General features: G+C 59.8%; 18 protein-coding genes and 1 tRNA gene. 5 read left to right on the top strand and 14 right to left on the bottom strand.

The genetic code is table 11. The annotated features are described in order from the left end of the window. Window positions 1-92 precede the first annotated feature (92 nt). From IPP95_14280 to IPP95_14260, 5 genes are all read right to left on the bottom strand, one after another. The gene (locus IPP95_14280) at window positions 93-929 is read right to left on the bottom strand and encodes a DUF2911 domain-containing protein (GenBank protein QQS72318.1); all 837 of its coding nucleotides are present in this window, start codon (window positions 927-929) and stop codon (window positions 93-95) included. Between the two features lie 125 nt (window positions 930-1,054). Next, entirely contained in the window at window positions 1,055-2,290 is a 1,236-nt protein-coding gene (clpX, locus tag IPP95_14275) for an ATP-dependent Clp protease ATP-binding subunit ClpX (protein QQS72317.1), read from the bottom strand. Window positions 2,291-2,683: 393 nt separating this feature from the next. Further along, window positions 2,684-3,352, bottom strand: a complete 669-nt coding sequence (gene clpP, locus IPP95_14270; GenBank protein ID QQS72316.1) for an ATP-dependent Clp endopeptidase proteolytic subunit ClpP — start codon at window positions 3,350-3,352, stop codon at window positions 2,684-2,686. A 156-nt stretch (window positions 3,353-3,508) separates the two neighbouring features. Continuing rightward, the gene (gene tig, locus IPP95_14265) at window positions 3,509-4,864 is read right to left on the bottom strand and encodes a trigger factor (GenBank protein ID QQS72315.1); all 1,356 of its coding nucleotides are present in this window, start codon (window positions 4,862-4,864) and stop codon (window positions 3,509-3,511) included. Between the two features lie 105 nt (window positions 4,865-4,969). Beyond that, window positions 4,970-5,051: transfer RNA gene (locus tag IPP95_14260), tRNA-Leu, on the bottom strand. 103 nt (window positions 5,052-5,154) lie between these two features. Here IPP95_14260 and IPP95_14255 point away from each other — a divergent pair. Beyond that, window positions 5,155-6,051 (top strand): flavin reductase family protein, encoded by an 897-nt coding sequence (locus tag IPP95_14255; GenBank protein ID QQS72314.1) that lies wholly within the window; start codon window positions 5,155-5,157, stop codon window positions 6,049-6,051. Window positions 6,052-6,083: 32 nt separating this feature from the next. Beyond that, a complete protein-coding gene (locus IPP95_14250; GenBank protein ID QQS72313.1) occupies window positions 6,084-6,470 on the top strand; it encodes a DUF3127 domain-containing protein in 387 nt (128 codons plus the stop codon). A 96-nt stretch (window positions 6,471-6,566) separates the two neighbouring features. Here the strand turns inward: IPP95_14250 and IPP95_14245 are convergent, their stop codons facing one another. Further along, on the bottom strand, window positions 6,567-7,730 hold the full coding sequence (locus IPP95_14245) for a glycosyltransferase (protein QQS72312.1): 1,164 nt from the start codon (window positions 7,728-7,730) through the stop codon (window positions 6,567-6,569). Then, window positions 7,727-8,689 carry a flippase-like domain-containing protein gene (locus IPP95_14240; protein QQS72311.1) on the bottom strand — a complete coding sequence of 321 codons (963 nt, stop codon included), beginning with the start codon at window positions 8,687-8,689 and terminating at the stop codon, window positions 7,727-7,729. The genes IPP95_14245 and IPP95_14240 overlap by 4 nt, the downstream gene beginning before the upstream one ends. Window positions 8,690-8,786: 97 nt before the next feature. Between IPP95_14240 and ruvC the strand changes: the two genes are divergently transcribed. Beyond that, entirely contained in the window at window positions 8,787-9,311 is a 525-nt protein-coding gene (gene ruvC / locus IPP95_14235; protein QQS74282.1) for a crossover junction endodeoxyribonuclease RuvC, read from the top strand. Between the two features lie 185 nt (window positions 9,312-9,496). Here the strand turns inward: ruvC and IPP95_14230 are convergent, their stop codons facing one another. The 6 genes from IPP95_14230 to IPP95_14205 form a co-directional block, all read right to left on the bottom strand. Next, window positions 9,497-9,886: an HIT family protein gene (locus IPP95_14230; protein QQS72310.1), complete on the bottom strand. Its 390-nt coding sequence runs from the start codon at window positions 9,884-9,886 to the stop codon at window positions 9,497-9,499. Next, the gene (gene greA, locus IPP95_14225) at window positions 9,886-10,359 is read right to left on the bottom strand and encodes a transcription elongation factor GreA (GenBank protein ID QQS72309.1); all 474 of its coding nucleotides are present in this window, start codon (window positions 10,357-10,359) and stop codon (window positions 9,886-9,888) included. The genes IPP95_14230 and greA overlap by 1 nt, the downstream gene beginning before the upstream one ends. Before the next feature lie 103 nt (window positions 10,360-10,462). Then, complete coding sequence (locus tag IPP95_14220) at window positions 10,463-11,512, bottom strand: PorV/PorQ family protein (GenBank protein QQS72308.1); 1,050 nt, start codon at window positions 11,510-11,512, stop codon at window positions 10,463-10,465. A 36-nt stretch (window positions 11,513-11,548) separates the two neighbouring features. Continuing rightward, complete coding sequence (locus IPP95_14215) at window positions 11,549-15,742, bottom strand: T9SS C-terminal target domain-containing protein (protein ID QQS72307.1); 4,194 nt, start codon at window positions 15,740-15,742, stop codon at window positions 11,549-11,551. Window positions 15,743-15,766: 24 nt separating this feature from the next. Then, the gene (locus tag IPP95_14210; GenBank protein QQS72306.1) at window positions 15,767-19,474 is read right to left on the bottom strand and encodes a carboxypeptidase regulatory-like domain-containing protein; all 3,708 of its coding nucleotides are present in this window, start codon (window positions 19,472-19,474) and stop codon (window positions 15,767-15,769) included. A 255-nt stretch (window positions 19,475-19,729) separates the two neighbouring features. Continuing rightward, window positions 19,730-20,029 (bottom strand): hypothetical protein, encoded by a 300-nt coding sequence (locus IPP95_14205; GenBank protein ID QQS72305.1) that lies wholly within the window; start codon window positions 20,027-20,029, stop codon window positions 19,730-19,732. Here IPP95_14205 and IPP95_14200 point away from each other — a divergent pair. Continuing rightward, window positions 20,028-20,546, top strand: a complete 519-nt coding sequence (locus tag IPP95_14200) for a hypothetical protein (protein QQS72304.1) — start codon at window positions 20,028-20,030, stop codon at window positions 20,544-20,546. The genes IPP95_14205 and IPP95_14200 overlap by 2 nt on opposite strands. A 336-nt stretch (window positions 20,547-20,882) precedes the next feature. Here IPP95_14200 and IPP95_14195 read toward each other — a convergent pair whose 3' ends face one another. Beyond that, window positions 20,883-22,196 carry an adenosylhomocysteinase gene (locus IPP95_14195; protein ID QQS72303.1) on the bottom strand — a complete coding sequence of 438 codons (1,314 nt, stop codon included), beginning with the start codon at window positions 22,194-22,196 and terminating at the stop codon, window positions 20,883-20,885. 178 nt (window positions 22,197-22,374) lie between these two features. On the opposite strand from IPP95_14195, the gene IPP95_14190 reads away from it, so the two are divergent. Then, window positions 22,375-23,115 (top strand): geranylgeranylglyceryl/heptaprenylglyceryl phosphate synthase, encoded by a 741-nt coding sequence (locus IPP95_14190; GenBank protein QQS72302.1) that lies wholly within the window; start codon window positions 22,375-22,377, stop codon window positions 23,113-23,115. Window positions 23,116-23,143 lie beyond the last annotated feature (28 nt).

Raw genomic sequence — 23,143 nt, 5'->3', positions numbered from 1 at the left:
AAGCGCAAGGCCCGTTAAAGAGAAAGCCCCTGTTTCCGGATGGAAACAGGGGCTTTCTCTTTAACGGAGGGGATCCCCCGGAAACAACGGAACTATTTCGAGGACCACTCCTTGATCTTGGCCTCGTTCAATTGGACATACGCATCGCTACCTGCCTTCTTGGAAGCTTCTATGCTCTTCTCGGCAGTGGCGATGGCCTCTTTCTTCATGCCGTTGGCAGCCTGTGCCAATGCCAAGGTGTGCAGCGAATAGTACTTCGCGTCCATGGCAACTGACTTTTGTGCCCATTCCAAGGACTCCTTCGTCATGATGCCGCGGTCCACCGCAAAGCGGGCGCAGCTACTGTAAGTGCCGGCCTTGATGTCGGACTTTGCCATGGCCTCCTTGATGTTGGCGATGGCCTGCTCTGTAGCATCGGCGGTGATCCAAAAGCTCACACGGGACTTCTCCCAACGGATGTCCATCCGTGCCTTGTCGTCCTTCACCTCATCAAAGGAAATGGTAAGCGTTTCCGTGAACTCGCCGGGTTCCACCTTGGCCTTCACCTTCAGCACGTCCTCTTCATCCTTGTGATCTCCCTCGCCCCAGAGCTCGGTGTTCTTGTTGAAGAGGATCACCCAGCTTTCCTTACCGGGGATCGCGAACATGGAGTACTTGCCCTTATCCAACTTTTCCCCCTCGATGATGACGGGGCTGTTCACCTCGAAGGTGGTGTTCGCATTGGCACCGAGCCGCCACAGCTGATCAAAGGGCAGAAGCCCACCGAAGATCTCACGGCCACGGACACTGGGACGGGAGTATTCAACCTCCACTTTGGTGAGGCCGACCACCTGCTCCACCTCGCCTTGCGGGCTGGCTTTTGGAAGGTCTTGGGCGACAGCGGAAAAACTGATGGCGACAGCGGCCACCGGAAGAAGAAAACGGTTCATTGAAAAGGGGGTTTGGGTATTGCACGAAGATAAGGTCTATCGCAGGAGCCGCATCCCACTGCCCCATACCCCTTGCTATCGGCGTATCCGGCAGCGGACATTGGCCACCCTTTCCTTTGGACCTCTCAGGCCACCTTCAGCTGGCTCATGCGCGAGTGCTCGAACTTCTCGCGGGCATAGCTCAACGTGATGCGCAGCTCAGAGGGGCGGTCGTTGGTGCTGGGCACCTCGTACATCGCATCGGTCATGATGGCCTCGCAGATACTGCGCAGGCCGCGGGCGCCAAGCTTATAGTCAATGGCGCGCTCCACGATGAAGTCAAGGACCTTCTTGTCGAAGGAGATCTTCACCCGGTCCATCTCGAAGAGCTTGATGTACTGCTTCACCAAGGCGTTCTTCGGTTCGGTGAGGATCCGGCGCAGGCTCTCACGGTCCAATGGGTCCAAGTAGGAGAGCACGGGGAATCGGCCGATCAGCTCGGGGATGAGACCGAACGCACGCAGGTCCGTGGGCCCCACGTACTGCAGCAGGTTGTCATCGCTGATCCGGGCCGCCTTGCTGGCGCTGTATCCCACAGCGCTGCTCTTTACCCGGCGCGCAATGATCTTCTGGATACCGTCGAAGGCCCCGCCACAGACAAAGAGGATCTTGCGTGTGTCCACCTGTATGAGCTTCTGTTCCGGATGTTTGCGTCCGCCTTGTGGCGGGACGTTGACAATGGAACCCTCGAGCAATTTCAGGAGCGCTTGTTGCACGCCTTCGCCGCTGACGTCGCGGGTGATGCTGGCACTGTCGCTCTTGCGGCTGATCTTGTCGATCTCATCAATGAAGACGATACCGCGCTCCGCCTTGCTTACATCATAGTCCGCAGCTTGGAGCAAGCGGCTGAGGATGCTCTCCACGTCCTCGCCCACATAGCCCGCCTCGGTCAGCACGGTGGCGTCGGCGATGGCGAAGGGCACGTTGAGCATCTTGGCGATGGTCTTCGCCAGCAGCGTCTTGCCGGTCCCGGTCTCGCCAACGAGGATGATGTTGCTTTTCTCGATCTCCACGTCATCGTTGGGCACCACCTTCTGCATCAACCGCTTGTAGTGGTTGTACACCGCTACGCTCAGCACCTTCTTCGCCTCGTCCTGCCCGATGACGTATTCGTCCAGGTAGCTCTTGATCTCCGAAGGCTTCTGCAGCACCAGGTTCCCCTCCAGCTCCGTCCGGTCCCGTTGGTTGAGCTCCTCGGCGATGATGTTCTGCGCCTGGGCGATGCAATTGTCGCAGATATGGCCGGTGATGCCGGCGATCAGGACGTTCGTATCCTGCTTATCGCGCCCGCAGAACGAGCATTTGATGTCTTTCTTTTCCATGGTAGATGGTGGCGTGCCGTTGTACGGCGATGGGAAGTGCGAAGATACGGATCCTTGCCGGGGAGTGCCATTACGATCCATGCCATCGGGTCTTATGCGCGTCCGTTGGGCGCGCCTTCAAATGAATTCTTCAACCACGGATGCACACAGATAAACACGGATAGCCAGTATCCGTGTTGCTATCAGAATGGTGACGATGATAGGCAGTCTTAATTTGATCCGTGCCCATCCGTGTGCATCCGTGGTTCATTTCGTATTCACGCACAAGCGTCGTCAGGTGCGGGAAAAAGCCCCGATAGCCCTGTAGTGCGGTCCATCGCGCGGATCGCACAGAACAGTGAAGGCCATCCGCGGATGGCCTTCACTGTTCACTTATGGAACGTTACGCTCGCACTACTTCGGATTGCGCACGAGAAGCTCGTCGATCATGCCGTACTCCTTGGCCTCCTCCGCGATCATCCAGTAGTCGCGGTCGCCGTCCTTGGAGACGCGATCGAAGGTCTGGCCGCTGTGCTGGCTGATGATGTCGTACAGCTCTTTCTTCAACTTCAGGATCTCGCGCACGGTGATCTCCATGTCCACGGCCTGCCCTTCGGCGCCGCCCATGGGCTGGTGGATCATCACCCGGGCATGTCTCAAGGCACTGCGCTTGCCCTTGGCACCGGCGCATAACAACACCGCGCCCATGGACGCCGCCATGCCGGTGCAGATCGTGGCCACGTCCGGCACGATGTACTGCATGGTGTCGTAGATGCCGAGGCCCGCGTACACACCTCCGCCTGGGCTGTTGAGGTAGATCTGGATGTCCTTCTTCGGATCGACGCTTTCCAGGAACAGGAGCTGCGCCTGGATGATGTTCGCCACCTGGTCATTGATGCCGGTGCCGAGGAAGATGATGCGGTCCATCATCAGGCGGCTGAACACGTCCATCTGCGCCACGTTCAGCTGACGTTCCTCGATGATGTACGGCGTCATGGAGGCCGTGATGTAGCTCTCCAACGTGGTGCTCGTGATGTTGCGGTGCTTTACCGCGTACTTCTTGAATTCGTCCTGGGGGATCATGGTGTGTGTCTTGGATGTGTGTTGAATGGAACGCGGATGACGCGGAAAGAGGGGATCTGCGCAGATGTGAGGGGTGATTGGTGAAGAGTGAACGGTGATAGGACGACTGCCGACTGCCACTGCCAACTGCAACCGAGTTGTTCCACTTTCAGCTTTTCAAGCCTTCCGTGCCAAGTTTACAAAGTCATCGAACGCCAGCCTATTCTCCTTGGGGCTGAGCATGGCCTTGAAGTGCGCGGTGAGCTTCTGGTCCACGATGGCGTCACGCATTTTCTTGATCTGCTCCTGCTCGCCGAGCATGCGCCCCGCCATTTCCTGGAGCTTGTCCCCTTCCGGTGCGGGCATGCCGTACTGCGCGAACTGGTCCGCGACATAGCGCTTGGCGAACTCGTTCAGCTCCTCGCCCTTCGCCTCCAAACCGTATTTCTCCACGATACGGTCCTCCAGCAACTGCTTGCGCAGGCCTTCCGCATAGCCTTCGTAGCCGCTCTCCAACTCTTCCGGGGTGATGGGCTTTTCACTTGTGGCGGAGATCCAGCGCTTCAGGAAGTTGTCCGGCAGTTCGATCTTGGCGTCCTCCGCCAGCTTCCGCATCACCAAACGCTTGAACACGCGCTCGCTGTCCCGGCTGAACATTCCTTCCAGCCCTTCCTTCACCTTGGCACGGAAGGCGGTCTCATCCGCTACGGCACCTTGTCCGAACACGCGGTCGAACAGTGCGGGGCCGATCTCCGCGGGTTCCAGCCGCTTGATCTCCGCGATGCGGAACAGCATGTTCCCTTGCAGGTAATGCACGGCTGAGTGGTCCGTCCCCAGCATCTTGGCCAGGTCGTCATGGTCCTTGCTCACCTTTTGCGGGTCCACCTGCAAGGCATCACCCACGGCTTTACCGGTGAAGAGGGCGCGTGTGGCCTCGTCCGCCAGCTCTTCCAAGGTGATGGTGGTGCGGTTCATCAGGCCACCGGGCTTGATCTCACCGTTTTCGTCCTGCTCAATAAGGTCGCCGATCACCATGTCAGTAGCTCCTGCCATCTCCGCATCGCTCAGGCTGCCGTAACGACGGCGCATGTCCGCGATCTCCTTGTCCAACAGGGCATCATCCACGTCAACGACGGGCATTTCCACGCCGAGCTTTTCGCTCATCTCCACATCGAAGGAAGGCGCCATGCCAACCTCGTACAGGAAGTTGAATTCGCCGGGCTGGTCCCAGTCGTTGGCCTTCGCCTCATCGGTCCGCGGCAGCGGCTGGCCGAGCACGCGCATCTTGTTCTCCTGGATGTAGTTGCGCAGGTTCACATCGATCAAGCGCTCCACCTCGTTCACCAGTACGCTCTTGCCGATGCGCTTCTTGACGATGCTCATGGGCACCTGCCCCGGGCGGAAACCGGGCCATGCGGCCGTCTTGCGTTGTTCCTTCAGGACTTTGTCCACTGCGGGCGCATAATCAGTGGGATCCAGTTTCAGCTTGATGGTGGCGGTGAGGGTGCCGGTCTCTTCGCGTTCAATGTTCATCGTGTCCGTATTGGCCGGGCGTTCTTGGGATCGCCCACTTGTTGTTCATGTTCCATGATGCCCACGCATCGCTCATTCCTCCCTCAGCCGGGTTACCCACCTTAGTACGGACGGGGGGACTCGAACCCCCACACCTTACGGTACTGGCTCCTAAGACCAGCGCGTCTACCAATTCCGCCACGTCCGTCCGTTGGGCGGGGTTTGAAGTGATCGCACCCTGCTGAAGGGCGGCAAAGATAACCCGTTCCGACCGGAGGATTACCTTCGCGGACCTTGCGGAAAAGAGATCCATGAAGCGCGCCGACCCCTCCGACACCCCCATCCCCGAACTGCACGGCTATTTGGTGGGAGCGGTAGGCCCCCGGCCAATCGCGCTGGCCAGCACCATCGACGCTGACGGCAGGCCGAACCTGAGCCCGTTCAGCTTCTTCAACATCTTCGGCGCCAACCCGCCGATGGCCATCTTCAGCCCGGCACGGCGCGGCCGCGACAACACCACCAAGCACACCTACCACAATGTGAAGGCCGTGCCCGAAGTGGTGATCAACGTGGTGACCTACGCCATGGTGCAGCAGGCCTCCGTCGCCAGCGGGGAGTTTCCCGAAGGCGTTGACGAGTTCGCCAAAGCAGGCTTCACGCCGCTCGCTTCCGAAAAGGTGCGCCCCTTCCGGGTGAAGGAAAGCCCCGTGCAGTTCGAGTGCAAGGTGCAGCAGGTGATCGAGACCGGTACCGGCGGCGCCGCAGGCAACCTCGTTATCTGTGAGATCGTGCTGATCCACATCGACGAGGCAGTGCTGGACGCACACGGTAAGATCGACCAGCGGAGGATCGACCTCGTGGGCCGCATGGGCGGTTTCTTCTATTGCCGTGCGCACGGCGATGCGCTGTTCGAATTGACGCAGCCCAACAAGGATTTCGGCGTGGGGGTGGACGCATTGCCCGCATCCGTACGCCACAGCACCATCCTCTCCGGGAATGACCTCGGCTGCCTCGGCAGCGTGCGCACCATCCCTGACGAGACGGCCGTGAACGAATACAAGCTCACCGAGCTGGCCGACCTGTTCATCAGCCTGGAGGACGATCCATCCGGGCTGGAACGGGCCTTGCACACCAAAGCGAAGCAGCTCATCCAAGAAGCACACAAGGAGGAGGCGTGGAAAACGCTTCTCGCATTCAACGAACGCTAACCAACAGACACGCCGCAACAGGCGGAACGACCATGGCATCAGTCACCATCAACGGCACCGTGAAGGTTGTCGGCAAGACCCAACAGATCAGCGAGAAATTCAGCAAACGCGAACTCGTGATCACCGAACAATCCGGCAACTACCCGGAGCACATCCCCGTGGAGTTCACCCAGGACAAGACGGGCATGCTGGACCCCTACGCCCCGGGCGACCAGGTGACCGTTACCGCATTCATAAGCGGCCGTGAGTGGACCGGCAAGGACGGCGTGACCAAGCACTTTCTCAGCCTGAAGGGCGACCGCATCGAGAAGGTGGGTGCGGCCGCACCCGCCGCGCGCGCCAGTGGAATTGCCGCCCCTCCCCCGCCCAGCATGGCCGATATGCCCCCGGCGGACGGCGAGGACGACCTGCCTTTCTAAGCGTAGTGAGGTTTTAACCGCGGAGGGCGCGGAGAACGCGGAGGAAGACATGTTCCTCCGCATTCTCGGCGTCCCGGCGCCTCAGTGGCCGGTCCTTCATGTCCTCCTCCCCTTCCACTTCGGCCTGATGAAAAGCGACACCACCGCGATGATGGGCGCATAGACCGTGAAGGCAACGAGTGACACGAAGGTCGAGAAGTCTGCGCCGCGTACTGGCCGATGGTCGTCCGCGGTGTGTAGGAAACGTCTTACCGCTCGCGTCAGGGCCAGCACCGGAAGCAGCCACAGCATCCATGCCGAGGCGAGCAACAGCACGCAGGCGATGGGCCGTTGTACCATCATTTCATTTAAATTGAAGGAACAGGACACGTAGAGCAGGAACCACGGCAACAGCATGCCGGCCAGCGCGGCCCAGCCACCCGCGCCACCTACCCCGCGCATCTTGCCGGCCCAGCGCAGGCGTTGCCGCCAGAACGCGCCGAACATCGGTTCCGCCTTTACGGACACCACGACTTCGGGATCGAGCAGATAGCGCACGTTGCGGCGCGCTTTCAGCATTCGCCGCATTAGGAAAATGTCGTCGCCGCTCGCCCAGTGGTCGCCTTCATATCCGCCCACTGCCATGAACGCTGCCTTGCTGAACGCCATGTTCGCGCCGTTCACCAGCACGGGCGCGCCACCCAAGGCCGTTCCCGCTGCCACGCCCAGCAATGCTGTTTGCTCGTCCGCCTGCACACGCTGGATGAAGCCGCTCTCCCCAATTGTCTCCACGGGAAGGATCAGCATGTCCGGACCGGCCACTTGGACTTTGTGCATGATGTGCGCCACACGCAGGGGGCTACAACGCGCGTCCGCATCGGTGAGCACCATCCACTCCCCGCGCGCCTCCGCAACTCCTTGGGCGATTGCCGCCTTCTTGCCTTCCCCCGTGGATGTGATCAACCGCAGCTGAGGCCAGGCCCGCATCATACCCCTGACCGTCATCGCCGTGCCATCGCTGCTGTGATCATCCACCACCAGCACCTCCAAGAGATCCTTGGGGTAACGCTGGGCGTGCAGGTCCTGAAGCAATGGTACCAACGTTCCGGCCGCATCGCGAGCAGGCACGATCAGGCTCACTTGCCTAGGCGGCAAAACTTTCGCCGAGGTCGGTCCCTCACTTCGGGCCGCCTCGAATACTTCCTTCCAACTACCCAGCACAAGGGCAAAGACAAGGGCCGCGAAAAACGCGATGAGGCAGTGCAGAAGGAACGCGCTCATCGCCGGGTCCGGATACGTGCCACCAGGAGGATCACCCCGCCCACCAGCGCTGGCATTGCGATGTTCACCGCCCACACGCCGAAGGATGCCAGCAGCACCACTGCCGGTGAGCCGCCCACGGGAGTAAGCAGCGCCACCGAAGCCGATCCACGCACGCCCAGGTCGGTCAACATCATCGTGGGCACCAAGGTGGTCACCAAATAGATCACCGGCACTACGACCAAGGCTTCCTGCCATGGGATCCCGGCGAGAACCACCAGCATGAGGACGTACTGCGCGGCAAAAACCAGATACCGCGCAATGCTCATCCCGAAAACCAGCATCAGTTCCCGTACGGCATAATCCTCCAGCACGGCCGCCGCGCCCTCCATCCGGCGCAACAGCGGGACCACCTTGATCAACTGCCGCAAGAGCCGCGGCCGGAAGAAGAGCACCAACGCCCCTCCCGCCACTGCCGCCACCAGTACCACGATCACAACGCCCCACATGGGGCCAACGTCGGCCACCATCGGCGTGCGCTCCCACCAGATCACAAAGGCCGCACCACCTATTAGCAACGTGGTGACGAACTGCGCGATGCTGCCCAGCACCGTCGCGAAGCCGCCCTGCCACCGGTGTTCCGGTGCGAGAAAGAGCACCCTGCCCAGGAATTCACCTGTCCGGTTCGGTGTGATGAGGCCGACGGTGGTGCCCGCCAACGTGGCCGCGAACGCTCGCCCCAGGCTCATCCGCTCAAGATGCGCGACCAGCCAACGCCACTTCGCCGCCTCGATGCCCCAGTTCAACACGGCCATGGCGAACATCACCCCCCAGACCGGCCAAGCCGCCACATCCACCGCATTGCGCCATTCACCCCAAAGCGCGTGCGTACTTTGGTCGGCCGACAGACGCAAGAACAGGAACGCGCAGGCGGCGAGGAAGATCCCCCAGCGGACAAGCAACAGCGTTCGGCGCGACATTCAGCGGAAAAAAGTGGATACGCAAGCGACCAAAAGTAGCCGGGGCGGGCGGCCCACCGAAAGGATCATCCTCGGCATTGATCCCGGCACCACCGTGATGGGCTTCGGCGTACTGTTGGTGGAAGGCGGCAAGGTGACGTTGCTGGAGGCCGATGCCATACGCTTCGAAACGTCGGACGATCACACGTTGAAACTGCGGTCCATCTTCCGGCACGTCCTCGCCATCATCGACAAGCACCATCCGGACGAACTGGCGATCGAAGCGCAGTTCTTCGGCAAGAACGTACAGAGCATGCTGAAGTTGGGCCGTGCGCAAGGCGTGGCGATCGCGGCCGCGCTGCACCGCGAGCTCGCCGTGGTGGAATACGCACCCAAGCGGGTGAAGCAGAGCATTACCGGCAACGGCAACGCCACCAAGGAACAGGTGGCGGCCATGCTGGTCAGCATCCTGGGCATCCCGGAACTGCCGAAAAGCACGGACGCCACGGACGCCATCGCCGTGGCCGTGTGCCATCACTTTTCACAGGGCTCCGTTGCCAGGCCCACGGCCCGCAGCGCATCACGCGGCACCAGTGACTGGGGCAGCTTCATCCGGAACAACCCGGAACGGGTGAAGAAGTGATCACAAACCGGTCCGCGCATGAAGCGCGGTACCAGCGAGGTAGGTGCTTGCAGCGCCATGGTTTCGATGTTTTTCTACCGCAACGTTCGCAACGAGCGCAACGACGTTGGTCGTACAAAGCTCGCAAGCCGGGCCGCGCTTGAAGCGCGGCCCGGCGAGGTTGGCGCTTGTAGCGCCGTGGATCGTCAAGCGTTTCGGATCCGCTCGGCCAAGGCTGCGAACTCCTCGTTCGTCATCTTCACCTTCGGCTTGGAGAAATCCATGTCGTAGATGGAATCGATAGGGATGAGATGTACATGTGCATGCGGTACTTCCAGCCCCACCACGCTCACCCCGATACGGTCGCAGGGCACCACGGCGGCAATGCGCTTTGCCACACCTTGGGCGAAAGGCATGATGCCCGCAAGGACGTCCTGCGGGAGATCAAAGAACTTGTCCACTTCCAGCTTCGGGATCACCAAGGAATGGCCCTCCCGCAACGGGTTGATGTCCAGGAACGCGAGGTAGCGGTCGTCCTCGCCCACCTTGTGGCAGGGGATCTCACCCTGAATGATCCGTGTGAAAATACTGGCCATCAGCGGGAAATTTCCATGACCTCGAACTTCGTTACGCCATTGGGCGTAACGATCTCCGCCTCCTCGCCGACCTTCTTGCCCAGCAGACCTTTTCCGATCGGCGAGTTCACGCTGATCTTGCCGGTCTTCAGGTCCGCCTCGCTTTCGGCGACCAATGTGAAGGAGCGCTCCATCTTGCCGCCCGATTGGCGCACCTTGACGGTGCAATGAATGTACACCTTGTCGGTGTCCACTTGGTCCGGATCGATCACGCGGGCGCTTGCCAGTACCTCTTCCATCTTGGCGATGCGGGCTTCCAACAAGCCTTGGTCCTCCTTGGCCGCATGGTATTCCGCGTTCTCGCTCAGGTCTCCCTTGTCACGGGCTTCCGCGATCTGTTTACTGATGTGGGGCCGGTCTACCGTTTTCAGGTGATGCAGTTCATCCTGAAGTTTCTTCAGACCCTCTTCGGTGTAATAGGCGATCGTGCTCATTTTGGTCCGCCGTGGCCAGGCGGAAGGCATTGAAAGGCTTGATAGGTGCTCACACTGAAAAAGGACCCGTCGGGTCCTTTTTCAAAGGTAGTATTTCCGGGCCTTATAGGCTCAATCGAATACCGATGCTGTGGACCCCGCTGAACGGGTTGGTGGCGCGATAGCCATAGTCGATGGCGATCACGCTCTTCTTCTCGCTGCCGAAGGGGAAGTCCAGGCTGATGCCACCACTTGGGCCGGTGAACACCGTTTCACGCTGCTCTTTGTCGGTCACGTCCTTCTCATAGAGATAACCGCCACGCACATGGAGCATTTTTTTGAAGGCATATTCCGCGCCCAGCACGAACTGGTCCTTGGTGAAGGAGTTGGAAATGAAGGTGCCCGCGAGGGTGAACCGATGGAGTTCGGAGATGTTGAAGTCGTAGGCGGCACCGATGTTCATCATCGAGGGCAGCTCGAATTGGGCCGAGCGCTGCTCCAACGTGAGGGTATGGTCGCCCGCGACCAACAGACCTTGCACGGCGAGGCCGTCCCCACTGAACCTCATGGCGGGCCCCACGTTCTTCAGTGCAATGCCGAAGTGAATGTTCTCCGTGGGCCCGGTGACGTACTGGATGCCCGCATCGAAACAGACGCCGGATGTGCGCACGTTGGCGATGGATTCCGATACCACGCGCACGAGCAAACCTCCGAAAATGCTGTTGGAGAAGGCTTTTGCATAGGCCAAGCCGATGTTGGACTGCGAAGGACTGAACGTGCCCAAGCCACCCTCCGGCTGGTCCACGGTGGTCACCGGGATATCACCGAAAGAAAAAGTGCTGGCAGTGAGGCCGATCACGCCGCTCTCCCCGAGCTTCTGCCCGAAACCCACTGCGTTGATCTTCACCCCGCTGCCCTCAAGCCATCGCGTACTGGTGAACAGCACCTCGGTCTTGCGCACATGGGCCAGACCGGCCACGTTGCCGAACATGCCCTCGGCCCCTCGCAGGGTCGATGTGTTGGCCAGTGACCAGCCGTTGCTGCGGGCCCATGGGTTCACCAACAGTTGCGTAGCGCCTGCGGAACCGACACGGTCCGGGTTGCCCGCCATGGCACTGCCGGCGATCAAGGCCAAGCCGATGCCCGCCATCATCCGCGCTCCAGTAATGTTCATCCTCATGCTGTTCAACATTGTACCAAGTGTGATGACTTAGAAATTCTGGAGATCGACGGGCCTGATCACGCCGAACCATTTGATGACCCGCTCGCCCAGGCCAGGGGCCTCGATGTGGCACAAGTATGTGCCGCCGGCTATGGGGACGTTGTAGTTGTTCTTCAGGTCCCAATCCAGATAGGTGAGTTCATTGTCCTTCCTGTACTTGCGCACCAGCGTCCCACTTACTGTATAGATACTGATGGTGCAGGTCTTCGGCAGGTTGATGAACTTCACCCGGTTGTCCAAGCGGGTGGTCTCATACCCGCTGTAGGCATAGTAGGGATTCGGTACCACGCCGATCAGGTCCAGGCCTTCCTTGCCCACATCGGTAACGTTCGTTAGCGCTGTGGACTCGCCCGTGCTGAACGTATAGAGCGGCAAGCCTCCATTGCGTACCGGAACGACCTCCGGTACATAAGCGGTAAATGGCTGGCCGTAGACATTGTAGGGCTTGTTCACACCCATCCGAAGGCGGAGCTCGGACGGCACCAGTCCTTCCTGCGGTGTGTTCATATGCATACCCTCAGTGAGCAGTGCGGATCCCACCCAGGCCACGCCCCTGTACACTTCAGCGACCGAGGAAGTGATGTTCCCGACCATCTTTTCACGGGCGAAGGCGCATTGATCGTATTGCGGCATCCTGTTATTCGCCAAGAAGGCAGTGGAGGTGACCCTCCGCACATTCCTGCAGACATAGATCCAATGGGACCCTCCGAACATGGTACTGCCGTTCTGGCTGTACAGCTGGTCGCTGGGGTTCCACAGCATGTCCCTGCCGATACCGCCGCCGGTGAAGCTGTTCTCACCGAAGAAGACGTTCAGGCGCTCCCCGGTCTCCATGTCCACTGCATAGCCAGGGAACCAGCTCATCCCAATAGGGTCCACCAGGTTCGCCTCGTCCACGTTGGCACCCGGATCCGTCGCCGTAAGGCCGTTCTTGTCCACGCTGGCCTGGGGGCGCATGTACAACTTCTTCACATTGGCCGGGCTGGTATATGCTGCGGAATCACTTTGCTCCACCACGATGCACCGGCTCCATTTGCTCTTGTCCGGGGTGATCACCACCTGTAAGCTGGGGATGTCACTGATCGAAGAACTGAGCTGTTGGTTTCTGATGGAAGATTCCTCCGAACCCGGTTGGAACGCATTACGGCCCACCAGCGCCCACGGTGCCCATGTGCCGCCAAGCACACGCTCGTACCTCTGTTCAGGGTCCACATTGTTGTAGTCCGGGTAATTGAGCGTGATGTCGGTGATCGCATTGCCCGATCGGATCCAGTTCTGGACCAGTTCACCCTCCTGATCCGGGATACCCGCGTACCAGTCCGTACCGCTCGGCTCCTTCAAGCTGCCGACCGGATCGGCGTACTTCTCACCAAGGCTAAAGCCGGTCTGCGTGATCGAGACCGAGATGCCCCACTGGGGGATCAGCTGCTCGTTAGGGAGTTGGATGGCACGCGTGGACCGTACGGTGTCCGCGTCCGTGGGCGAATCGCTAAGCCGCACCAGCATCCAGCTAGCGTCCTCCAAGCGCGGATATTGCTCCGGATGGTTCGGTAAAGGCACCGTGGTGGTGTCCTTTACCCAAAGTTCAAAGTTGCCCAATGGCACCTTCAAGGGGTCCACCACCTTCACATCCACGGGGGCCAGTCCCTTTTGATACTTGATCTCGTCCACACGACCGATCGTGGAATTCACGATCTCGTTCAGGGAAGAGGTTGCCACGGCCACCTCATTGCCACCATTGCCCTGCCCTTCGAGGCGGGTGATGACGAAACCGTCGCCATACTGTGCGTTCAGCACCGTACCGCCGTTCTCCACACTGGGCTTGTGCGGAATGCCCGCGTAGGACCGGATGGAGCCCGTGGGCGACTTACGGCCTGCGAGATACGGATAGGGCTGGCCCGTGAGCGTCGCCGGATCGTAAGGCTGATACTGGTTGTAACCGTAGGCAAGGGCCATGTAGTGGTAGGTCTGGAAGTTCTTCAGCGTGGGGTCCGTGGTGGAGAACTCATCCTTGAGGATCCGGAAGGAATGGACCACGCCGCTGTCACCGCCGAAGACCTTTTCCTTCGGAATGGGAAGGTTCACTTCCGCGTCCTGTTCCCAATTGATCAGTTGGGTGATGCCGTCCTCAATGTCCACCTGGGCGACCAAGCGGGCCTTGTCCGTGTTACCGAGCTCGTCCGGGGATACCGTCGCATCCTTCACCTGGAAGATCTGGTAGCCTTGGAAGCGGTAGATCCGGTCGTTGTTCTGCGTGGAGGTACCCGTGGGCACTTGGAAGACCCCCACATAATTCCCGTTATCATCGAACAAGGAATCGATCTCATAGGTGGTCACCTCGCTGGTCGGCGGGATGGTGGCATCGATCTCGACATATTCCTCATTGTAGTTGTTGCTTCCCAGCGGATTGGTCACGTAGAGGATCAGCTCACGGTCCAGTTCCTGGATGGTCAGTTCCGGGGCGTCCGGCCCGTTGAGGATGCGGAAGCAGTTGTCAAAAAGCGATTGGGCCTTGTCGTCCGCCTTGCGCATCAGGTTCACGCTGGCCTGCACATCCCCGCTGGAGGCACGTGCCCACACCACCCCAACGGTGATGTTGTTATACGCACCGGGTTCCAACGTGAAGGGTCCAGCGCTCTGGATAAAGCGACGGTCCTCGGGGGCATTACCTGCGGATACTTCGTCCCACAGCGGCTGGGGCGTGCAATCGGTACCCCAACCCAAGGGATCGGATGTGCCCGGGAACATGTAATACGAGCGTGTCCCACCGCCCGAACTGCTATAGCCGCTCCCTCCAAAGGTCATCAGGGTGTTGTCGCCCCAGATCGCCTTCAAATAGTTATAGTACTGGCCCGCGTTGTTGGGATCGCCTTGTGCTCCACCGGCATTGTTGTGGTACACGAAGGCACGCATCCCGTAGCGCTCGTTGTCCGGAACGCTGTCCCCATATCCGATACCGATGCCGGCATAGGGGATGCCCAAGGAATCGCGGGCATTCTGGCAGTTGGTGGTCAAGGGATTGTCCAAGCCGTCGTAATCCTGGTAGGGTCCCTCAAAGAAGTCAACGCCCACGGCGGGAGGGGGCGGGTTCGGTCCGCCGTAGCCCGGATGGCCGTTGGCATCGGCGTCCACGGGGTCCCCGTTGTAGCCATAGCCAAGGCCGCGCTCCACGTCGCAACCCACGTAATCGTCGTTCGCGCCGCCGAGATCCACGTCCACCCATTGGCCGAAGTAGGTCTGGGTGAGCGTCTGTGTGCCTTGGTTGATCAACACGTAGTTGTAGAAGGTCATGTTGTTCACCTCGTCGTTGGTGCTGAAGGCGAAGGCCTGGGCACGGATCTCCATGCCGATGGGCTGCCCGCCCGACTCGGTGTGCGTATTGCCCTTGTCGTTGAACACCCACCAGATGTTCTGGTCGCCAAAGAGCGGGATCGCGTCCTCACGGCGCTTCGCCTTGCAATCGATCACGCCGGCCAGATCGTATCCGGGATAGTCCCCGTTCTCCGGGTCATACACGTCCTGCTCACTGTATGGCGAATCATAAAATGGGGCCAAGTGATAGTCCTGCCCCTTGGACACGTCGCCATGGGCGGGCCAGTCAAAGAAGTAACCGGGGACGGAGTAGCCTTGGAAATCGATGCTCGCATCGCACAAGGGATCGGCCAAGCAGCGGAAGTAGGCATCCTGCATCTGGGCATCGTTGCGCATGGTCTTCCAGGTCTTGTCAAACGCGGTGCAGACGGTACCGTCCACGGAGGCATCCCCTTCGCCGGTCAAGGTGTCATACGCGGTGAGCGGGCCGGGCCAATAGTCGTTGCCTATTTGGCGGAAGCGCACGGCGGCCAGCTTCAGCGTGTTGTCCGGCGAGAGGCCGCCCATCCACAAGGCACCCGCAAATAGCGCATTGGGGCCTGTTTTATCCGGTGTCTTGGGCACCTCGTATGCCGGTCCGGAGGAACCTGTCCGGTCCTCCCACATGTTGCCACCGGTCTCGATCCGGGCGCGTACATTGTTCAGGTCCAGCTCATTGGAGGCGGTGGCGGGGGAACATGGCGCCGCCCGTCCGGATTCATTGGCTGAGCCACTGGCGTGCAGTTCGGGAAGCCCGGGCACCTCACGTGCGGAAAGCGCGGCGGCGCCCAGCATGGCGAGGATCAAGGAGGTGGTGCGAAGCGTGTTCATGGTATCGGGCCTTTCAGTGTGGGATCAGAAATCGAAGCGTGCGCCCAGTCGGATGGTACGCGGCGCTCCGTAGTTGTAAGGGGAATCCACTTTCAGTGCGTAAAGGTCACTGTAGCTCTGGGGATCATTCTTGGAGGCGATGTAGCTCGCATATTCGGAGGAGGCCAAGAAGCCGTCGTCATCCGCCGCACCGGTGGCGCGGTAAACGTTCGTGATCACCTGGGTGTTGAACACATTGCTGACCAGCAGATAGATGTTCAGGTTGGTGCGCTTGGCCTTGTCACCCTTATCCTTGCCGAACACCAGCGGGATGTCGCGGTCCACCACCAGGCTGGTGTTGAACTGCCACGGCAGGTTGGCCCCGTTGAGCGAGCCGTCCAAGAGATAGGTCCCGCTGCCCTCGCCCTCGTTGTATACCCGGGACGAACGGCTGTACGGCGTACCGCTGCCGAGGTCCGCCACCACGTTGATGCCCGTGCGCTGGAAGATCTTCTTGCCGAAGAGCATCGGGCCATTGTAGTCGCTGCCCTCGCCGTAGCGGAAGTCCACGGTGCCTTGGAAGCGGTGGCGCTGGTCGAAGCTGAGCGGGAAGATGGTGCGCAAATTGGGCTGGTTGGCGTTGATCAGGGAGAGCGTCGTGTTGGGGTCGGAGCCGGTGCCCTTGGCGAACTGCAGGGTGTAGCTGGCGCGCAACCAGACGTTCTTGGTGCGGCGCAGGTCATAGGTGGTGGTGAAGCCGATGACGTTGCCGAAGTCCACGTTGTCGTATGTGCGGTAGGTGGTGGGCCAGGCCTGGGCCACGTTCCGCACTTGGATCTGGTCACGCAGCTCACGGTAGTAGGCGGAGAGCTTCAGCGAGGAGGACTTGCTGAGCACCTGTTGGAAGCCCAGCTCATAGTCGATCGTCTTGGTGGGCTTCAAGTTGGGATTGGTCAGGATGTTCCCCGTGTTCTCGATATACGCATAGCCTAAGAGGTCCAACCGGCTGAAGCCCGTGGGACGTTGGGTGAGGATGTCATAGTGCGCGAAGAAGACGGCCTCATCACTGATGGGGAACGAGAAGGCGATGCGGGGCATCACGTTCACTTTCGGGTTGTATACCTCAAAGGCCTCCTGACGCAATTTCGAGCCGGTCAGGCTGCCGGCCGGGTCGTTATTGTAGTCTACCAGATAAGGCTGGATGCCGTCCGATTGGCGCAGAACGGAGGGGTCCACCACGGTCTCACCCTGTGCGTTGTACCAGTTGTCACCGTCCCGATAGCCCACGATGGCCGTGGGATCGGCGCTGTTGTTCACGTACACCACGTAGTCGTCGCCGATGTTGCTCGGTCGTGGGTTATTGCCGTTGTACAGGTCCTGCACCTGCCCATCGCCTGCCTTGTAGGCCGGGCGCCAGAGATAGGGATCCTTCAGCACGTTCTGGTTGGCATCATACCGGTCCACGCGGACGCCCACGTTGAAGATGATGTCGTCAAAGGCGAACTTGTCCATGACGTAGCCGGCCACGTAGATCGGCTGGAACGGCGCTTGCAAGCGCGTGTAGGAGGAATCGTTGCCGATCAGCTTGAAATCATTGAAGAAATCGGAGAAGCTGGGGCGGCTCTTCAATTTCTTGCCGGTGTAGTCATAACCGTAGTAGCTGTTGATCATGCCTCCGTTCCCGTCCTGGATCAGTTCGTCCGGTGAGAACATGTCCAGGGAGAACACAGAAGGGTCCAAGGCGTCCACATCGATGAAGTCCTTGCCGCGCGGGTCGAGGCCGAGGGCTTGCCGCAAGTTGTAGTCGAACACCGTCTGGTCATCACCGACCAAGCGGCTGTAGTTGGTGTAGATCACACCGAACGGGCCCTGCACGATGGTGGAGTCACTTCTGTCCAGCTCCCGCAAGTGGAAGTTGGTGAGCGCGCGTGCACGGGTCCAAAGCCCGACCGGCGCCAGTACATAGGAGCGCTGGGTAAGCTGCTCGTACTCCACACCTATGCTCACGGCGTGCTTGCCGATATCCGCCGCACCGGTCGCTGATACCCGTGCTTGATCGGACTGGTAGCTTGAATATTGATTGCTCAGTCCGCCTACGTTGTTCCAGAGGTTATACACGCTCCCGGGCACCTGGCCGTTCAACAGGCCACCGTTCTGTTGAACGTTGAGGAAATTCTGGTAGAACTGCGACCCTTCGGGGAAAAGTGAGAAATACTGTTCCGGGAAGGCCGCAGCATCGGGGTTCTGGTCCGAAGGCGTGAAGTGGACCTGGGTGTCCATGAAGCCCGTCTGCTTGCCGCTGAGCTGGTTGTAGGTGGGCACGCGGTCGGTGGTGTACTTCCCGAGGTAGCCATAATCGAACAAATTGTCGCCATGGGACTCACTCTCGCTTTTCTGGCTGAACCGGGAGTAGTCGAGCTGAATGCTGTAATACGCGTTCTTGATACCTCCTTTACCGTGGTCCTCAGCACTTTCCTCCTTGCTGTTGAAGCGCTGAGTGAAGCGCAGGAAGGTGCGCCATGTGCTGTTGTGGAATTCGGTATTGTTCTCCGCGTTGAGCAGGGAGTTGTTCCGGTTGAAGCTCTGGTTGTTGCTCAGGTCCATGGACCCGCCCACGGACAGGTTGATGGTGGGCGTGGTGGTGATGTCGATCTTGCCGGAAGCGAGCGCGCTCCTGTTCCTGGCGTTCTGGCGGGTATCGATCCGCTCCACGTCATCGGCACGCAGATAGTCCGAATTATAGCGCACCACGGGATTGCCCGCCACGTTCACCACGCGGTAGGGCGTGCTCAGCAACTGGTCCCGGACCCCCGGCTTCACGCGGAGGTCGCCCCCCCAGAGCGGGCCGCCGTCCACCACGTCCGTTGCCTGCCCGCTGAAGAAAAAGCCCAACAACGGCTTCTCCTTATTACCGAGGCTGTCCTTCTTGAAGAACAAGGGGCCTGACAGGCTCGCCTCCAGCTGATTGAAGGCATACTTGTCCAATCCGGTGATGTCCGTGATATCCGGACCGGTCTTGTAACCGGAGGTAAGATATTCCACGCCCCCGAAGAAGCTGCGGCTGGGTCCGCGCGTGGTGATGTTCACCAAGCCCCCGGTAACGTCACCGTAACTGGCGGGCACACCGCCGGTGATCACCTGAACTTCCTCAATGGCGCTCTTGGGCAGGCCGATGCCCGCACCTGCCGGGACCTTCACACCGTCTATATAGTAATAGGTGTTCTCCGAACGTGCGCCCCGGATGCTGATGCCGCCACCGGTACCCGCCGTGCTTGCCCCCGCCACTGTCGTGGCGATCGCACTGGCCGAGCGTGTCGGCATTTTGGCGATCTGGTCCCTGGTCACGGTGGTCCCCGATGCACCGCCGTCCTTATCGATCAGGGGCACCTTGTAACGGATCACCTCCACATCGGAAAGTTCCACCCCGCTATTGAGGTCGAAATCCTGAAAGGTGATCTTGTTGCTGTTCACCACCACGCCGGTGACCTTGGTGGGCTGATAGCCCACGTAGCTCACGGTGACGTCATAGGTGCCCGGTTCGATCGGACTGATCTTATAGTTGCCGTCGAAGTCGGACTGGCCTGAGGCCACCTTGGCACCCCGGTTCTCCAACACGATGGACACAAATGGTAGGGGTTCCGCCGACTTCTTGTCCTTGACGGTGCCTTGGAGGGTTCCTGAGCCCACTTGGGCATTCAGACCGAGCGCACTGCAAATGACGATGACAGCGGCCGAGCATAATCTTCTCAGCATCAACGGTTGGGTGTTACGTTCTTTTAAGATAGGCAACGAGGGGGCGTAAAGATAGAAAAGTCCTCGAATGCGCAAACCGTCGGAACCCGTTGATGGGCGCGGGAAATCGCGAGAAGCGACATTTGCCTTGCGCTGGATATTAGGGTTCATTGGGAATTACCTTGACCGTTGATGCGGTAGCAAGGTATGCCCATGAAGTCCCAAAAACCATCAAACCGCGCTACCAGATCGGAGCGCGGATATACAGGTCAGAAGCTAGTGCTTTGAGCCGAAAAGCCTGCGCAGAAAGGGGTCCCGATGGCCGCTGTTGCCTTGCTTATCGGCCCGGCGCTTGTGGCGCTTCATCCGCTTGCGGGTGGCTTTGCCCTGGTTCGCCAGATGCTTCTTCGCAATGCGCTTCTCCTCCTTCTTCACCTCCTTGACATCATTCTTCTTCTTGTCCCGCTGGATCTTGTCCTGCTTCTTCTTGCTGATGCCTTCCTGCGCATGGACCACAGGCGCTGCGGCCAATACCAGAAGGAGAACGGTGATGAGGCGGAGGATCCTGCGTTTCATGTCCGGAGCGGCCGCCAATTTCGTGCCGGGCACGCATACCTACCTTCGCGCCGCGTCGTTATGCACGCACGATCTCTTGTTGATGAAGGCATTTCACCTTGTGTTGCTCGCCCTTTCCGCAGCCCTCTTTGCACCGGGATGCAAGAAGGAAAAGAAGGTGGATGTCCCGCTCGTCAATGTGGACATCAACATCAACGTGAACCTGCCTGCCTACAATGCGCTCGCGGTCACGGGCGGTTGGTTATACATCAACGGGGGCTCCGAGGGGTTGATCGTATACCGAAAGAGCCCGGACGAGTTCACCGCTTTGGACCGGCATTGCACCTACCGCCCGGAGGACCTGTGCAGGGTCTACGTGGATGATAGTCAAGTGATCGCCCGGGATACCGTTTCCACGGACCATTGTGGCAGTGCCTTTCTCCTGATGGACGGCGGTATCGTCCAAGGCCCGGCTTCGCTCGGGTTGAAGCAGTACCATACCACCTTCAACGGTACCAACCTTCACATCTTCAACTGACCCTTTGGGGTTAAGTTGTTCGTTGTTCGTTGTCAGACGTTCTCAAGCCCTCACCCCTTCCCCTCTCCCAGGGAGAGGGGTGACTCCACCTGCTTGCGCGGTGGGCATTCCTGTGCTGGTGCTCTCTGCACGTTCCGCTGAATGTCTCGCGTAGCTACTGCGCAGAGGTAATGCAATTCGCGGGGGGACGTGTGGCCATGCCTTCTGTCGTGTTGCGCAATTGCGCTCGCACGCTTCGCGCTACAAGCGCGAGCGGACACAAAACGAAGTGCGGCCCCAGCGTATTGAACACTGGGCCGCACTCCTGTCAACTGACAACCGACAACCGACAACTACTCAGTACCGGTAGTCGTCCGTCTTGAACGGGCCGTTCTTCGGCACGTCGATATACTTGGCCTGTACATCGGTGAGCTCCTCCAGCTCCACGCCGATCTTGGCTAAGTGCAGTTTGGCCACCATCTCATCGAGAAGCTTCGGCAACACGTACACCTTGTTCTCGTACTTCCCGCTGTTGTTCCACAACTCCAGTTGGGCGAGGGTCTGGTTGGTGAAACTGTTGCTCATCACGAAGCTGGGGTGGCCGGTGGCACAGCCGAGATTCACCAAGCGGCCTTCCGCGAGGATGAGGATGTCCTTGCCATTCACAGTGTATTTGTCCACCTGCGGCTTGATCTCCACCTTGGTGCTGCCGTGGTTTTTGTTCATCCAAGCCATATCGATCTCATTGTCGAAGTGGCCGATGTTGCAGACGATGGTCTTGTCCTTCATCGCCTCGAAATGCTCGCCGCGGATGATGTCGCGGTTACCGGTGGTGGTGATGATGATGTCCGCACGCGGTGCGGCGTTGGCCATTTTCTTCACTTCGAATCCGTCCATGGCGGCCTGCAATGCGCAGATGGGGTCGATCTCGGTGACGATCACGCGCGCGCCTGCTCCCTTCAGGGAAGCTGCGGTGCCTTTGCCCACATCGCCGTAACCTGCGACCACGGCCACTTTACCGGCCATCATCACGTCGGTTGCGCGGCGGATGGCGTCCACTGCGCTTTCCTTGCAGCCGTACTTGTTGTCGAACTTGCTCTTGGTAACGCTATCGTTCACGTTGATCGCGGGCATGACCAAGGTGCCGTTCTTCTGGCGCTCCTTCAGGCGGTGAACACCGGTGGTGGTCTCTTCGCTGAGGCCCTTGATGTTCTTGGTCAGCTCGGGGAACTTGTCGAAGACCATGTTGGTGAGGTCGCCACCGTCGTCGAGGATCATGTTCAGCGGCTCGCCGCCCTCGAAAGCGAAGATGGTCTGCTCGATGCACCAGTCGAAGTCCTTTTCGTTGAGACCCTTCCAAGCGAACACCGGAATGCCCGCTTTAGCGATGGCAGCGGCGGCGTGGTCCTGCGTGCTGAAGATGTTGCAGCTGCTCCAGCTTACCTGCGCGCCGAGGTCCACGAGGGTCTCGATCAACACGGCGGTCTGGATGGTCATGTGCAGGCAGCCCGCAATGCGCGCGCCCTTCAGCGGGTTCTTGCCTTTGTACTGAGTGCGGAGGGCCATCAGTCCGGGCATCTCGGCCTCGGCCAGTTCGATCTCCTTGCGCCCCCATTCGGCGAGCGCGATGTCCTTCACTTTGTACTTGAGCTGTTCTTGGGTCTGGGGCATGTTCCGTGTTTTCAAAAGGAGTGCAAAGGTAATTAAGTCTGATGGAACGCAGATGACGCAGAAAGGGCTGATGGTCACGGATGCTGTCAATGAAAGTATCCATCCGATCATCGTGGATCCACTCTTTCAGCGTCATCTGCGTTCTATCCTTTCCGCGTTCCTTGTCTAAGTTCGCGGCATGGGCAACGTGATCGACCTGATCGGAGCGGCAAAGGCCAGTGGGCGGAAGATGCTCGCCGTGCTGGTCGACCCCGACTTCGGTGCGGACGAAGCCCGGTTGGAACAAACCGTGCAGAATGCCTGCATGGCCAAGGCCGACCTGATCTTCGTGGGCGGAAGCCTGCTTACCTCGGCAGCCTTCGACCGCTGCGTGCAATTGGTGAAACAATGGGGCGACCGGCCCGTGGTGCTTTTCCCCGGCAGCCCGGCACAACTGAGCAAGCACGCCGATGCGGTGCTTTTTCTCAGCCTCATCAGCGGACGGAATCCGGAGCTGTTGATCGGTCACCATGTCACGGCCGCGCCCACCATCCGCGCAATGGGCATCGAGGCCATTCCCACTGGTTACATGCTTGTGGACGGCGGCAAACCCACCACCGTGAGCTATGTGAGCCAGACCGTGCCCATTCCGCACGACAAGTCGGGCATCGCTGCGGCCACGGCCATCGCCGGCGAATTGCTGGGACTGCGCACCATCTATATGGATACCGGCAGCGGGGCCCAACGCACGGTCTCACCGGAAATGATCGCCGCGGTCCGCAAGAGCGTGGAGCTACCGATCATCATCGGGGGAGGCATCCGTGACGTGAAAACCGCGCAGGCTTTGTGCGAGGCTGGAGCGGACGTACTGGTGGTGGGAACAGCCTTCGAGCAGGACCCGGAGCACATCTTCGCCATGAGCGAAGCGGTGCATGGGTAAAGAGCGCACAGTTCTGGCCGCTGAGGCG

Source organism: Flavobacteriales bacterium, from assembly GCA_016700415.1.
In the GTDB taxonomy this organism is placed as follows: Bacteria; Bacteroidota; Bacteroidia; order Flavobacteriales_F; family PHOS-HE28; genus PHOS-HE28.
Note: the sequence above shows the minus strand (reverse complement) of the source record. Positions and strands in the feature narration are given on the sequence as shown.

Bases quoted from the DNA above. Each gene is read 5' to 3' on its own strand.
- IPP95_14280 (QQS72318.1), bottom strand. From the start codon at position 929: ATGAACCGTTTTCTTCTTCCGGTGGCCGCTGTCGCCATCAGTTTTTCC.
- clpX (QQS72317.1), bottom strand. From the start codon at position 2,290: ATGGAAAAGAAAGACATCAAATGCTCGTTCTGCGGGCGCGATAAGCAG.
- clpP (QQS72316.1), bottom strand. From the start codon at position 3,352: ATGATCCCCCAGGACGAATTCAAGAAGTACGCGGTAAAGCACCGCAAC.
- tig (QQS72315.1), bottom strand. From the start codon at position 4,864: ATGAACATTGAACGCGAAGAGACCGGCACCCTCACCGCCACCATCAAG.
- IPP95_14255 (QQS72314.1), top strand. From the start codon at position 5,155: ATGAAGCGCGCCGACCCCTCCGACACCCCCATCCCCGAACTGCACGGC.
- IPP95_14250 (QQS72313.1), top strand. From the start codon at position 6,084: ATGGCATCAGTCACCATCAACGGCACCGTGAAGGTTGTCGGCAAGACC.
- IPP95_14245 (QQS72312.1), bottom strand. From the start codon at position 7,730: ATGAGCGCGTTCCTTCTGCACTGCCTCATCGCGTTTTTCGCGGCCCTT.
- IPP95_14240 (QQS72311.1), bottom strand. From the start codon at position 8,689: ATGTCGCGCCGAACGCTGTTGCTTGTCCGCTGGGGGATCTTCCTCGCC.
- ruvC (QQS74282.1), top strand. From the start codon at position 8,787: ATGGGCTTCGGCGTACTGTTGGTGGAAGGCGGCAAGGTGACGTTGCTG.
- IPP95_14230 (QQS72310.1), bottom strand. From the start codon at position 9,886: ATGGCCAGTATTTTCACACGGATCATTCAGGGTGAGATCCCCTGCCAC.
- greA (QQS72309.1), bottom strand. From the start codon at position 10,359: ATGAGCACGATCGCCTATTACACCGAAGAGGGTCTGAAGAAACTTCAG.
- IPP95_14220 (QQS72308.1), bottom strand. From the start codon at position 11,512: ATGAACATTACTGGAGCGCGGATGATGGCGGGCATCGGCTTGGCCTTG.
- IPP95_14215 (QQS72307.1), bottom strand. From the start codon at position 15,742: ATGAACACGCTTCGCACCACCTCCTTGATCCTCGCCATGCTGGGCGCC.
- IPP95_14210 (QQS72306.1), bottom strand. From the start codon at position 19,474: ATGCTGAGAAGATTATGCTCGGCCGCTGTCATCGTCATTTGCAGTGCG.
- IPP95_14200 (QQS72304.1), top strand. From the start codon at position 20,028: ATGTCCGGAGCGGCCGCCAATTTCGTGCCGGGCACGCATACCTACCTT.
- IPP95_14205 (QQS72305.1), bottom strand. From the start codon at position 20,029: ATGAAACGCAGGATCCTCCGCCTCATCACCGTTCTCCTTCTGGTATTG.
- IPP95_14195 (QQS72303.1), bottom strand. From the start codon at position 22,196: ATGCCCCAGACCCAAGAACAGCTCAAGTACAAAGTGAAGGACATCGCG.
- IPP95_14190 (QQS72302.1), top strand. From the start codon at position 22,375: ATGGGCAACGTGATCGACCTGATCGGAGCGGCAAAGGCCAGTGGGCGG.